The following is a 14,128-nucleotide window of genomic DNA, read 5'->3' on the forward strand; positions in this document are numbered from 1 at the left end:
CGCTGTTTCCCTTTTCTCTAAAAAAGAACTTGAAACAAAATCAGAGGTTTCTCTGTTCTTTTGTTCCAAGCTCTATCATTTTATTCAGTTTTTTGTCCTACCAACACAATTTGACGTAGAACCAAGAAAAGTTGACCCATTTTATTCCCAACAAAAAAACAGATTCCATTATTTGGAATCTGTTTTTGATTATTATCTAACTAAATTAATTATGCTGAGTGTCCAACAATTGTACTACCGCTGTAACCAAAGCCTACGCGAGTGATTGTTGGGTTGATTTCCCAGTCACGGTGACCACTACCTGTAGCAGTTGTCATACCTGTTTCATTGTACCAAGCCATGATAACTGAGTTACCTGGTGCCCACATGATTGCGATTACTTCGTCACCACGAGACCAGTGATCAGAAGGGATTTGCCAACCGTTGCCTTCGACAACTGCCGCACGAGCTGTTGCTGTTGCTGCCAATCCGGCATCCCAGCTAACTGCACTCAAACCTAATGATGTACGTAATGCATTCAATGCATTCAACGTTGGATCTGATGAAGTAGGAGGAGTTACAGTATTGCCGCCTGAAGAACCGCCTGTACTTCCTGTACCACTGTTGTTATTGTTTGAAGAAGAACCATTTGAGCTTCCTGCACCTGTATCTGTAGCAGTTGATTGCTCTGTATCTTGTGTTGTGTCAGTTGATGTTGTTGTGTTTGCAGTTTCTGAGCTTGCTGATGTTTCAGAAGATGAACTGCTTGCTGCTGCTTCTTGAGCTGCTTTTTCTTGAGCCGCTTTTTCAGATGCTGCTTTTTGTTCTGCTGCAATACGCGCTTGTTCAGCTTCAGCGTCCGCTTTCTGTTGCAATAACGCTGCTTTTGAACCTTCCGCACTTTCCTGATCTAGCTCTAAAGAAGTCTTCAAGACAGTTAAATCTGCTTGTTTTGACACAAGGTCTTGTTTTTTCACTTCTAGTTCAGCCTTTGTATCTTCGATTTCTTGTAATTTTTCTTCATTTTCAGCTTGCTTTGTTACTACAGCGTCTTTGTCTGCTTTTTGCTGAGTAACCAAATCATTGTTAGCATTCACAATTGTCGCAGCTGCATAAACACGACCAATCGCATCAGAGAAAGACTCTGCGCTTAGAACTGCATCCATAATTGTTGTGCTTTGACCATTCACTTGTACGTCACGCGCCTGATTCTTGATGGCTTCTGAACGTTTTTCAATACGTACATTCAAGTCTTCAATTTCTTGCTTCAGCTCAGCTGATTTTGTTTCCAATGTTGTTTGTTGCGCTCTTAATTCCTGACCTTCATCAAGAATATCTGTAATTGTAGATTCTAAAGAAGCGATTTGTGTTTGAACATCGCTTTGTTGAGTTTTCAAATTTGAAATTTCACTGTCTTTTTGTTGGATCTTTTCATCAATGCTTTCTGCAAAAGCTGTACCTGGAATTACTATAGTTGTAAGTGCCAATGAACATAACAGTAATGATGCAAATATGCGTTTCTTCACTCTTAATTCCTCCGACCGATTTTTTCCATTTTTTATTTAATCAAAAATATAACTTTTTTAACGACAAATTGATTCTATCATACTCATGTTTCAGTTAGAACAAATAAATATTACAAGAATATTTCATATTTGAGGAGAAATTTCCTGTTAAAATTTTGGCGTTCCTCCTGATTCGATAAAAGAACAACCGTTATAATGCTTGCCCTGTATCGTTTTAATTACTTTTCATAAAAAAAACAACTTTTTTCACTCTATCCTTTGATTACAAATTTTTCAATATTACTTGATTCATCAAAAATCTGAGTGAACTATTTCATTCTAATCCTCTAGTCATTTTGATGCATTCTATTGAATGAATCGAAAACAACATTGCTCACACTCAATATAAATTTTACTATACCAAGCTAAAGCAGTTCTCTAATCAAAAGATACGTTAAGCATCATAGCACGATTTCCCTACTAAAACAAAAGAAAACAGCCGGAACTGAAAAACGTCCCGACTATCATAGATAGCGTATGACCAATTATTGACTATCGATTATGTCTAGAGGCTCAGAAATTACAAAAAAGGAAAGAGAATAATTGTTTTTTGTTTATTTTTAACATTTTTAAAGCAATGTAAAGGTTTTCTTTTTGAAGTTTCTATATTATTTTTGAGTCAAATTGCATTGAACTTCCGGTTTAAAATATACTATAATGGTTAGTATAAATGAATTGGAGTGAATATAATGAAAAAGTTAAGGACTATAGCGATTGTTCTATTGGGGATGCTGCTAGTTTCAGGCTGTGGAAGTCAGAAGAAAGCAGAAGATACGGGTAAAGAAACAACAACATCCGAAAAAAAGGAAAAATCGGAAGACAAGCTAAAAACAATTGTTTATGTGCCTAAAAAAGATGGCTCTGGTATGGAAACAAAATATGAGATTAAATATGACAAGGATAAAAATGTCAAAGAAGTCGTCTACGATCAAAAGATTACCTATAGCAAAAGTACTGTGACGAAAAGCGAAGTAGCTTCAAAAGCTGAATCATTTACTGAAGCGATTGAAGAAGAAGACGGCATTGTCTACAGCTATAAGGATGGCGATAAAGAATTTTCCCATGATTTTGTTTATAATATCGCAGATATTTTAGAAGGTGACAGCGGCGACTACAGCAGCTGGTTGTACGATCTGGCAGATGATGATGATAATGTTCCATTAGAAGACGTGGAGGCTTGGTTACAGTCCGAAGGATATATCACAGAAGAGGAAAGAGACGAAGTAGACGCTGCCAGAAAAGAACGAAAAGACAAGGACTATGAGATTAAAGACGGAGATGTTGCAACGCTGCTAAAAGAAGCGGGCTATACGGTTTCTTTGGGAAGCTCCAGTTCAGCTTCATATACGTATGTTACTTTAGAGAATTTAGAAGACAGAATTAACTTGGAAACCATTGTTAACGACGACGGTCAAATTCATGAAGTCAAATACTCTAATAGAGCAGATGACATCAGCAATAAAGATGTTTATTATGCCGGTGATTACAGTAAAGATATTGATTTGACTGGAAGCTATATTGATGCAATCAGAAGCATTGGTATCACTATTCCGGATTTCTACGATTTCCTAGTTGATTATGCAACGAAAAACTTTAAAGAAGCTGCTCCAAACCGAGTAGCAGCAAAAGATATCAAAGTATTAGACAGCAAAGTTGCCAAAGCCTTTCTTGATAATGGCTATGTATTCCATACAGACCCTATTCCGACATACTTCAAATTGAACATAGCGAATATTGAAGACGGACTTGAATTCCGAACAACAACGAAGGAAACCGGCGTTCATGAAATCCAGTACAGTAATTTTGAAGACGGTATAAGTGGAGAAATTTTTTACAGCGACAAGCATACATCAAACGATGCATTGCTTGATGACTATATGGCATCACTTAAAGAATTAGGTATCACAGCAGAAGAGTTTCGTGACTTCCTTAAGACGTACCAAGAACAGTACCGTGCACTAATGCCGGCAGAAACAAAAGAATCCACTCCAAAGGCTGATGAACAGACAACCACTGAAAGCAGCAATGCCGGAAACAGCAGCAGCACAGGCAGTACCAGTGTTGCAAGCGTGGAAGAAGCAATTAAGAGTGTGGATGCTAAATATGATGCAATGATTGCTAAAGCACAAGGCTATGTAGATAACCCAAGCACCTTCACAGATGCAGCAAGCTTAACGTTCTTAACAGATTACACGGAACTAATGGCTGAATATGCGAAGCTGGGCGAATCAATCACAGCTGCCGGGGATGACCTATCTTCTTCCTCAGCACTTACCATTTACACAAATATGCTGACAAAAACTGCTAAGCTGACAGAGCTATACGGTCAACTAAACTAACAGCAATATAGAGCTGGCCATTACTCAGAAATAATCTGAGTAATGGTCGGTTTTTTATTTTCAATAGGCGCAATAAGCATTAGACGAAAAAAAACTATTATCTGCAAAAAGTTCCAGTCAACAAAGAAATTATTTTATTGAAATAATCAGCTTTCCTCTTCACATAAGCGAACGTATGTTTTATAGTATAAGAATAACATTTATTCAAATCTACATTGATTGTCTACATAGCTATGCAAGTAAATACTTAAAAATTAAAGGAGTCTGTCATGAAAACATCGTTGACGATTCAAATGGAAGAAGCGTTATATTATTATTGTCGGGAAAATGGCGATATCGTCATTGAAGAGGTAGGAATGCCGGATGATCAGGGCATCGTTGATACATTAGGCTGTCGACTGTTGCCGAACAATCAATTGGAATGGCGCTGCTATGAGCTGAAGGTCAGCAAAGCCGACTTCCGTTCAAAGGCAAAGCTTTCATTCATCGGTCATTACAACTATTTCGTTTTACCGGAAGCCCTATTTGAGAAAGTAAAGGAAGAAATCCCCGCTCATATTGGCGTCATGGTCTATCATCAATATCTATCCCCGGAGGAACAGCCGTTGCCGGGCTACTTCACAATAGAGAAAAAGCCGAAAAAACAAGAGCTGCTGGTCAATGAGCAAGCATTACTATTTCGTTTGATTGGTGCTCAAGCCAGAGAAGTCGGAAAAGCGAAGCAAACAGCACGTGGCCTGCGCGTCTTCTCTACCGACCAGCTCTACAAAGAGCTGAAAAAACGCCAACCGGACTATGATCTATTTGGCGGAGGGATAAATTTTTATGACCGATTTATCGAAGATATTCAGAATCAAGCCGTCGAAGCATTGAAAGAGGAGCTGGAAGCCACACGTACTGCCTATTTTGAGTTGGAGCAGCAACTATTGGAGGAGGACTAAATGTATTATCCCTATTTCAGAGGAAAACAATATGATTTATTTGCCCTGACTGCTCTTTTGGAAAACGATTTGCTTTCTCCCGCTATTCAGCCAATCATCGAGCCGGTCAAAAATTCTAACGCATTGAAAAAATTCATCCACCTTTCTCAGGAGAAGAGCCAACCTTTCTATCTGGTTCAGAATCCTCAAGCCGGTGATTTTCTGACTGCCGAAGGAATGAAGCAACTGCATGCACTGGAAATGACAAAAGCCTTGATTGTTGAACAGCCTCTTGAAACACTAACTGAATCACCAGAGCTGTTCATCGTCACCAATTCTGCTCCGGCACTAGAAAGTGATTGGCAAAGCAATCAAACAAAAGTGCTTGTACCGGAAGAATTTCGACTATTGGAAAAAATCAAAGGACAGCGAATTCTCTCTCAAGATGTTTTCACCCGTCTGCCTCGTTCCAGTTTCTATCAGGAATGTCAGGATGAACTCTTTTCAACCACTCATTTAACCTATCAAAAAAGAAACTTTGTCGGCTTTAGCGACTTTTCAATCGATAGTCGGATTTATTATGAGCACAGCTACCCATCCAAAATTTTGAGTCTTCATTTGGTTTATTTTGATAGCGATACATTACGAATTCATCATTTTCTTTCAAGCGAAGAAGCTCCTACTCAAAAGGAAAAGTTCTTTGAAATGATGGCTGAAATCACCACATGGCTGGAACGTTTATGCGGAAATCAAGTAACTCTCGGTCTTCAATTGCTGTTGGATGCCGCAGCAATCGATAAGTTCCCCGGCATGGGTGTCATGCGCAAAGCTGCCGTTATGCACCATATGGAATTGATGGCACGCTACTTAAACAAAGCATTTTAAACCGATTGCCTACTGTAAACAAGAAAAGCTAACAGCAGACAATCGGTTTGTTTCTTATAACTATTTTTTATATTTACTGAGTATTATTAAAAACCACTCGATCATTGGTCCCAATAAAAACACTGCAAATAGCGTGCCTATCCCAACGCGACCTCCTAATGCCAAGCCTGCCGCAACGATTACAAAGTCCAAAACGATCCGCCCCTTTTTCAAGGAAAGCTTAAGAATACCGCAAACACTCAACATCATTCCTTCCAACGGACCAGACCCGAAATCAGCAGATAAATAAATCGCTGTTCCCAATGCCATAAGAGCAAATCCAAGAAAAGAGGCAATCAGACTGTTTTGAATGAATGACAGCTCTGAAAGAATTGGTTCACTCACCCGAATAGCTTCCCCAACAAATACCGCATTAATCAGACTTCCAAAACCAAGCAGCTGCTTATCATACAAAAAAGTAATCAGCAAAAATAGCAAGCTGAGCAGTTGACTCCAACGGCTAAAGGGAATGGTTGTATGCTTAACCAGTCCAAGGATTAGTGTACTTACCGAATCAAACCCCTGATTCGCGGTTACAATCAGCTGAATGGCAACGCCCATCAAGATTGTTCCCAGAAGAACAATCCATACTTTACAAACAAACTGTTTCATCCCTTATTCATCGGCAGCCACCATCAGCTTTAGTTTTGAAATAAATTCATCGTAATCTTCTGTCAAGCTCAACTGTCTGGTATTAATAGGCTCGGAGACAATTTCAATAAACCTTTCGAAGAACTCATTAAATTCTGCTGCCTCTTCCTTGTTGATTGCAACCATGCCAACCAGCTTGATAGCATACGTCGACCAAACAATTGTATCCTGTAAGGTCATAATCGCCACTCCACTCTTCAATGCATCAACCTCTACAGAATGGGGCACAGCGATGCCTGATGGAAAGCTGGTAGGCGACATTTGTTCTCTCTTCTCTACCTTCTGAGAAAAGCCCTGATTCACATAATGGTAGTCAACCATTCTCTGGTTAATCTGCTCACGAATTTCTTGTGGAGTGAGCTCAGAAGGATCGATTTGATTGAAGTATAATTCTCTGGAAATAAATTGATCAATATAACGATACATACGCTCTTTTTCTTTTTTTGCCTTTAGTGCAGATAGTCGCTTTTCAATTCTTTTACTATCTTTCTCAGTTAGAAACGGGTGGATAAATACTGCTCCTTCATATTGAGAGGCCAACTGACGATCTGTCGTCAACAAAATATCGTATAGCTCCCGGTTCATCCGCTCACGTTCACCAATTGTCAAACGAATCGCTGTTCCAAAATCCTGATTTATTTTTTTCTCCAACTGCTCCTTAAGGTCGTGATAGTCATTGACGACTAGTAGAGCGGTAATAGTATCCTGGTGCTGTTTTCGTGTTTCCAAAAAAGAACCAATGTGCAGAGCGATAAAAGAAATCTCATCATCATTAAACCAGATATCCAGTTCATCCTGAAGTAACGACGAAATGTAAACAGATAAATCATAGGTTAACGGATACCCTGTCTTCAAATCCAGCAAGCTGCTGTTTCTTGTGAAGGTCTCATAATGAGAGCGATAGTACAGACTCTGAACATGAATGGCCAGTTTGTTAAAAAATTCCGAATCATCCAGCTTGATTAGATAGGTCTTCTCTACTTTTGCCAACACCGAATGCAGGGTCTCAATAATCCGTTGATCAACAAACTCTGCCAGCTTCTCATCCTCTTTGTTCGCCAGCTCCTCATTTTGCATGCCAATAAACAATAAGGACAGCTGTTCCAGCTCTGCTTGAGAAAAGTGAATTTCATAATCACCTGCCAGCATTTCCGCAATTTCCTCAGCCAACTGGTACTCCTTTCGTTCTACCAGATTGACATACTCTTTATTCCGTTTAATGATATGCCCCTGTCGAATACGCTCAATGCTGATTGCGTAGTGGAGTACGATGTTATTTAATGAATATTGATTGATGCGAATATTTTCTTTTCGTAATACAGCCAAAATCGTCTGCTGCAGCTGTTCCAAGGAAATATACCCTATCATTTCCTGAATCGTCTGTTTTAGTTGTTCCTGTAAATCACTTTCATTATATAAAAGGGAAATCATGTAACGTCGCTTGGAACGTTCGGGTCCGCTTAGCTTGATTCGATTCTGTTCAATAATAATTTGGATTGCTTTATCTGTAATTTCCAGCTTCAATTGTTGGATATCACTTTTAAGGGTAGACTCTGAGATAAATAATCGTTCTGATAAATCAAAGATATCTACTCCTTCAGCTGAGCCTTTCAGCAGCTCTAAAAATATTCGAGATTTTCGCTCTTCATTTTCATTGGATAAAGCAGACAATTGGATTGTCGGGTTGATTTGATACCCTTGATTACTTGCCTGAATGAGGTTTTCAACCTCCTGATTCATTTTTGCAATATGATTCCGAATTGTCCGAGTCGTACAGCCGCAGTAATCAGATAGCTGTCCGGCAGTGACCCATCGCTCATGATTTTTCGTCAGGAAGGCGATTATTTCTTTTTGTTTTACATGCCACATAGTAACAGCTCCTACTACAAAGAAAGCTGATTGCTACGCTCTTTTTTCAAAGTCCCGCAACCAGCTTCTTCATTTATTTACAACAACTCACCATTCGACTCAATTACCTTTTTGTACCAGTGGAAGCTATCCTTCTTAATTCTTTCACCGGAACCTTTGCCTTCATTATCTAAATCAACATAGATAAAACCATAACGCTTCTCCATCTGGGCAGAGGAGCAGCTGACAATATCAATTGGTCCCCAAGCGCAGTAGGCAATAACCTCTACTCCGTCATACATGGCATGCTTCATTTCTGCGATATGCTCAGAAAGATAGGCGATTCGGTAATCATCATGAACTGTTCCATCTTCCAATTTGTCATACATACCAAAACCATTTTCAGCAACAATGATTGCTTTATGATACCTATCCCAATATTGAGAAAGTGTATTGTATAAGCCTTTGGGATCAACTGCCCAGCCCCATGGATTGGCTTTCAAGTTGGGATTAGGCGTCACAGAAGCTGGATTTAACGTATTTTTTGTTGAATCAACCATTTGCGAGTAATAGTAGGAAATCGCTAGATAATCCATCGTGTTCTCCTTCAGCAAGCGGCAATCCTCTTCTGTTATATCAATCGTAAGATTATTTTCTGCGAAATAATTCAAGGCGTATTGCGGATATTCACCATTAAACTGAACATCGGTATAAAAATACTCCATGCGATTCCGCTTCATTGCCAGAATCACATCATCCGGATTACAGGAGAACGGATAGGCTGTACAATCTGCCACCATCGTTCCAATCATCATTTCCGGATTAATCTTATGACCAAACGCAGCCAGCTTGGCACTTGCAACAAACTGATTATGAACAGCCTGATAGCTGGCTTCTTCGTAATTGTCCACGGTGTCGTAAGGAACAGCCGTAGAGTTGAAGGGTTCAAACTGAATAAGATTGATTTGATTGATAACAATCCAATACTTTACTTTATCCTTATAGCGCTCCAAGACAACCTCGCCGTATTTCACAAATAAATCAATCACTGCCCGATTATTCCAGCCACCATACTTCAAGGTGATTTCTACCGGTGTTTCGTAATGCAAAATCGTAATAATCGGCTCCATACCAAGCGCAATAATTTTATCGATTAAGCGGTCATAATAAGCCAAGCCTGCCTCATTCGGCTCAGTCTCTTCCCCTGTTGGAAAAATCCGTGTCCAATCAATGGAGGTTCGAAAGTTTTTGAACCCCATCTCGCTTAACAGCTCCAGATCCTGCTCAAAGGTATGATAAAAATCAATCCCATGACGTTTTGGATAGTAGCCCTCTTGATCGGCCAAATTCTCTTTGACCTCAGCCAAGCTCATGCCTTGATGCTGGGCAGCACTGATTTCTTCATTAGATTTTTCAGGGTAATACTTGTGTAAATCAGCCAAGCTGATACCCTTGCCAGCTACCTTGAAAGCTCCCTCTGCTTGATTAGCTGCAATCGCTCCACCCCATAAAAAGTTTTCCGGCATCTTGTATTCTTTTAACATCGAAACGCCTCCTAATTTTCTTTATTGAATCGCTCAAATAACTTGATTAGATGCTCACCAATCAAAATCTCGCTTTGCGCTGTCATCAAGGTATCCTGTGCATGACAGAACAATGTAGAGTAACGAATCTGCTCGCCGGAAGCCTCCAGCTGTAAGGTATCCGTTTGTAATCCATGAGCAACAACAACCTCACTGCGTGCTTCTTTAATCTCCATTTTTGCTAGGTCAAAATCCATTACTTCCAGCTTTTCCAGCGCTTGAACTAAATGGTCTCTGGCATTTCCCGCATGAACCAAAATATTCATCGAGAGCTGATTCAGCTGGTCATTTTCTTCAATATAGTCTTTTTCCATTGTGTCGTCCTCCAGTAATTGATTATGCTGTTTCTACCGCTCCTTCTTCCATCGCTTCCAGTTCTTCCTGTTTGATTAATGAATTGTCATACGCTTTGAAGAATGGTAGGAAAACCAGCCAAGTCACGATGAAAATTACGATACAAACGATAATTGCCCGCCAATCCTGTGTTGCCAAATAAGAGGTGATTGGATAAGGCATGTACCACAATAGGAAGGTTTGAGAAGGGATGTTCACAAAACCGAAATACATTGCTGCATAAGCAATACTTGGTACCAGTAGTCCATTAATCCACATCGGTACCATCAAATAAGGATTGAACGCAATCGGTGCGCCAAATACCAGTGGTTCATTGATATTGAAAATTGACGGTATGATGACTGCACGACCAATGGCTTTCAGCTGTGCCGACTTACTTAATAAGAACATCATGACAGATAATGCCAGTGTCGTTCCTACTCCTCCCATTGAAGAAAAAGCATAACAGGTTTCCTGTGTAGCAATATTTACTGCCTGACCACCAGCTGCTACTGCTTCAGCATTGGCAGCCAGTCCAGCCATGTATACCGGATAAATTGCCGGCATCATTACCCAGCCAGAAATACCAAAGGTGTATAAGAAGATTGGAATAAATACTGAGAGCACAAACCCCGGATATGACTGCACGATTTTTGCCAACGGACTGAACACCAGAATCACGACATCAAAGAAATCAATATTAAACTGGACAGTAATCAGCCAGCCAATCAGCAAAACAATTGTGATTGGCAATAAGCTATTGAACCAGCCAACAACAAAATCCGGAATAGGTGTATCTTCATCAAAAAAGGATTTTTGTGCCGCTAAATTCATCACAAAGGCGACAAATAAACCCGTGATGATAGAGAGGAACATCCCCGTTGCGCCAAATCTTGATAAAATAAATGTTATTTCGCCTTCAGCCGTAATCGTTGGAAAAATTAACATCATGAACAGCACGAGAGCGGTTGCTCCTGAAATCAGTTTTTGACCGCTATGTCCCTTCTTCTCCATCAGATAATATGGAATCAAAAATGCCACAACCAGACCGAACATTCCAAACGAAAAGGTACTGATAAGAGAGAAGTCCGGCATCCCCTTAAACACATTCTGCAAAAGCGACACAACTGTCACAAGAGAACCCACAAATACCAGAGGCAGCGCCGCCATGATTGAATCCTGAATAGCAGACACCCATGGATTTTTCACTACCTTATTGACTTTCGGTGCAAACGTATTTGTCATAAAACCCATAATTTTGTCCATTTTCTATTCCTCCAAACTTACGATCAGATCCAGTGCCTTCTCCCCATTCAATGACCCATAGGTACTTTGCGGAATCACTGCTGCCTTGACCTTTTTATCTTTTGTCTGTTCTTGGATATCCGCCAGCATATACGATAAGTGCGGACCAATCAACAGGTAATCGATTTCATTTATCCGCTCGTCCAGCTGCGATTCACTGGCAGCTTTGACAGTCAACGTCATTCCTCTTTTCTTCGCAGCTTTACGAATCGCCGCCGCCATAAAACCGCTGGATGCACCCGAACCACAAATCAATAAAATATTTTTCAATTCCTTCACCACTTTCTGTTCTTTATAGCTTTATTATAGGAATCAGGCACACCACTTACAAACCGACTTTTTTCCTAGTGGTAGGAAATTGGCTGTTATATCCAAATTTTTTGTTCCGTTATTTGCTCGAAATACCCAAATAGGTCGTTTTAACTAGAATGCTTAACAAAAAAATGAAGAAGACTCCTTTCTTTTGAGAGAAGGAACTGCACAAAAAAACAGCCAAATCGCCCCCACGATTTGACTGTCTGCTATTAAAAACACTATTTCAATACCCCTTTATACCTAACTATCTCTTAAGGAAATCAACTTTTTACCCAGCAGTTATTTGCTTAAGTTATTGAAGTCCACTGCCAATTTCGAACCGATAACCGCATTGTTCTTCACTAACGCGATATTAGATTCCAAGCTCTTACCGTCCGTTACATCCTTGATTTTACCAAGTAGGAATGGTGTAATGTCTTTGCCTGAGACGCCTTGTTCATCTGCTTCTTTAAGCGCTGTTTCAATGGCATCATTGATAAAGGCTTCATCCATAGAGTATTCTTCCGGAATCGGGTTGGCAATAATTGCGCCGCCGTCGATGGCTAAATCCCATTTTGCTTTCAATGATTGCGCCAGTAATGCTGTATCATCAATGTTGTTCTCTAATTCGATACTACTTGTTCTAGAGAAGAAAGATGGCAATACATCTGTTTTATAACCGAAAACAGGTACACCCTTTGTTTCCAGATATTCCATTGTCAGGTTCAAATCAAGAATTGATTTTGCTCCGGCACAGATAACTGCAACATTGGTTTTCGCCAGTTCTTCCAAATCAGCGGAAATATCCATTGTTGTCTCCGCACCACGGTGAACACCACCGATACCACCTGTCACAAAGATATGAATGTCTGCTAAGGCTGCACAAATCATTGTTGCAGCAACGGTTGTCGCCCCAAGTTTTTTAGAAGCCAACAGGAAGCCGATATCACGACGTGACACCTTCGCCACTCCTGTACTGCTGCCGAACATTTCCAACTCTTCATCAGAAAGACCAATTTTTATTTTTCCATCAATTAAAGCGATGGTCGCTGGTACGGCGCCATTTTCACGAACGATTGCTTCTACTTCTCTCGCTGTTTGAACATTTTGCGGATAAGGCATGCCATGAGAGATGATTGTTGATTCCAATGCAACGATAGGAAGTCCCTGTTCTTTCGCTTTCTTTACTTCTTCTGATAATACAACATATTCTTTCATTGATTCCATTCCTCCATGTCTTTGATTAATTGATTTTTTGTCAGCTCCGGTCGAACGGTATACTTCGATTCAATTGTTTTTACTGCATTAATTGTTGCTTGCTTGAGTGAGTCGCTTAAGGAGTGGTTTTCCAGCCAAGCATCAATCACAGCAGCACAGAAAGCATCTCCTGCACCTGTCACATCTACTACATTGGCAGTCGAAAGTGTCGGCTGGTAAATCAACTCGCCTTCTTTATTCCCAGCCAATACGCCATCCGTGCCCTTCGTAACAATCACATTTTCGATTCCCAGCTCCAACCACGACTGTACGACCTGCTCCCACTCCTCGTTAGAGGTTATCTGGCAGTTAAAATAGGTCTCTGATTCATCACAGTTCGTAATCAACCAGGTTAAACCACTTAACTTCTCCGGCAAATGCTTAATCTTCGGTGAAGAAACAGGAATCAAGATTATCGGCTTCTGATGCTTGTTGGCAAAATGCAACAGGTAATCCAAGCTGCTTTGTGGGCAATTTAAATCAGCGATAATACACTTGGCGTTTTGCAGCAGCTTCTCCTTTTGAACTAACAATTCAGGCTTCAAATGCAGATACGCATCCATGTCCGCCAGTGCCACCAGCAAATTCCCCGTCTCATCGAGAACAGCGGTATAAGAGCCAGTCGTTACTTGTTCCGATTGTTCTACATGGGAAAAGTCCATAAAGCCTGATGACTGCCGCTTAATCAAGTCAAAATCCGAATCTCTTCCGGCAACAGTAATCATCGAAACGTCCCAGCCCAATCTGCCTAGATTTTCCCCAATATTTCTGGCTACACCACCAACACTTTGACTGGAATTTGCCGGATTCGATGTATGAAGCTGAATGGCTTCTTTACTGTAAATCTTACGGTCAACATTGGCTCCGCCAATACAAACAATCTGTTCGCATTCATTCACCACATAAGCCTTTCCAAGTAAGAATCCCTTGTCAATCAAGCTTGATGTAATATTCGCTACCGCTGACCGAGACAGCTTCACGACATCCGCAAGCTCTTGTTGAGTGATGTACGGATCGTTTTTTATCTGATCCAGCACCTTCTTCTCATTCTCATTCAGTCTCTCTGAATTCAGCACGTGTTCCTCCTTTCCGGACTTTTGTCCTAAAGAAAAACTTTTGTCCTTTCCATT

12 protein-coding genes are annotated in these 14,128 nt (G+C 40.4%); 3 read left to right on the top strand and 9 right to left on the bottom strand.

Annotated features, from left to right (window positions below):
* Positions 1–209: 209 nt before the first annotated feature.
* On the bottom strand, positions 210–1,505 hold the full coding sequence (locus IW510_RS02670) for a PcsB-like coiled-coil domain-containing protein (RefSeq protein ID WP_202056613.1): 1,296 nt from the start codon (positions 1,503–1,505) through the stop codon (positions 210–212).
* A 728-nt stretch (positions 1,506–2,233) separates the two neighbouring features.
* Here IW510_RS02670 and IW510_RS02675 point away from each other — a divergent pair.
* The 3 genes from IW510_RS02675 (at position 2,234) to IW510_RS02685 (ending at position 5,688) form a co-directional block, all read left to right on the top strand.
* Positions 2,234–3,883 (top strand): hypothetical protein, encoded by a 1,650-nt coding sequence (locus IW510_RS02675; protein WP_202056615.1) that lies wholly within the window; start codon positions 2,234–2,236, stop codon positions 3,881–3,883.
* A gap of 269 nt (positions 3,884–4,152) precedes the next feature.
* Complete coding sequence (locus IW510_RS02680; RefSeq protein ID WP_202056616.1) at positions 4,153–4,824, top strand: hypothetical protein; 672 nt, start codon at positions 4,153–4,155, stop codon at positions 4,822–4,824.
* Entirely contained in the window at positions 4,825–5,688 is an 864-nt protein-coding gene (locus IW510_RS02685) for a sce7725 family protein (RefSeq protein WP_202056617.1), read from the top strand.
* A 60-nt stretch (positions 5,689–5,748) separates the two neighbouring features.
* Here IW510_RS02685 and IW510_RS02690 read toward each other — a convergent pair whose 3' ends face one another.
* The 8 genes from IW510_RS02690 to IW510_RS02725 all read right to left on the bottom strand — a co-directional run bounded on the left by IW510_RS02690 (position 5,749) and on the right by IW510_RS02725 (position 14,074).
* Positions 5,749–6,339 carry a YczE/YyaS/YitT family protein gene (locus IW510_RS02690; RefSeq protein WP_202056618.1) on the bottom strand — a complete coding sequence of 197 codons (591 nt, stop codon included), beginning with the start codon at positions 6,337–6,339 and terminating at the stop codon, positions 5,749–5,751.
* A gap of 3 nt (positions 6,340–6,342) precedes the next feature.
* The gene (locus IW510_RS02695; protein ID WP_202056619.1) at positions 6,343–8,247 is read right to left on the bottom strand and encodes a BglG family transcription antiterminator; all 1,905 of its coding nucleotides are present in this window, start codon (positions 8,245–8,247) and stop codon (positions 6,343–6,345) included.
* A gap of 77 nt (positions 8,248–8,324) precedes the next feature.
* Positions 8,325–9,770 carry a glycoside hydrolase family 1 protein gene (locus IW510_RS02700; protein ID WP_202056620.1) on the bottom strand — a complete coding sequence of 482 codons (1,446 nt, stop codon included), beginning with the start codon at positions 9,768–9,770 and terminating at the stop codon, positions 8,325–8,327.
* Between the two features lie 11 nt (positions 9,771–9,781).
* Positions 9,782–10,123, bottom strand: a complete 342-nt coding sequence (locus IW510_RS02705; protein WP_202056621.1) for a PTS lactose/cellobiose transporter subunit IIA — start codon at positions 10,121–10,123, stop codon at positions 9,782–9,784.
* A gap of 22 nt (positions 10,124–10,145) precedes the next feature.
* Positions 10,146–11,408, bottom strand: a complete 1,263-nt coding sequence (locus tag IW510_RS02710; RefSeq protein ID WP_202056623.1) for a PTS sugar transporter subunit IIC — start codon at positions 11,406–11,408, stop codon at positions 10,146–10,148.
* A gap of 3 nt (positions 11,409–11,411) precedes the next feature.
* Positions 11,412–11,717, bottom strand: a complete 306-nt coding sequence (locus IW510_RS02715) for a PTS sugar transporter subunit IIB (protein ID WP_202056624.1) — start codon at positions 11,715–11,717, stop codon at positions 11,412–11,414.
* A gap of 324 nt (positions 11,718–12,041) precedes the next feature.
* The gene (locus IW510_RS02720) at positions 12,042–12,959 is read right to left on the bottom strand and encodes a pseudouridine-5'-phosphate glycosidase (protein ID WP_202056625.1); all 918 of its coding nucleotides are present in this window, start codon (positions 12,957–12,959) and stop codon (positions 12,042–12,044) included.
* Positions 12,956–14,074 carry a carbohydrate kinase gene (locus IW510_RS02725; protein WP_202056627.1) on the bottom strand — a complete coding sequence of 373 codons (1,119 nt, stop codon included), beginning with the start codon at positions 14,072–14,074 and terminating at the stop codon, positions 12,956–12,958. The genes IW510_RS02720 and IW510_RS02725 overlap by 4 nt, the downstream gene beginning before the upstream one ends.
* Between the last annotated feature and the right edge of the window lie 54 nt (positions 14,075–14,128).

The sequence above is a fragment of the Enterococcus sp. BWR-S5 genome (genome assembly GCF_016745255.1).
Classification (GTDB): Bacteria; Bacillota; Bacilli; order Lactobacillales; family Enterococcaceae; genus Enterococcus_L.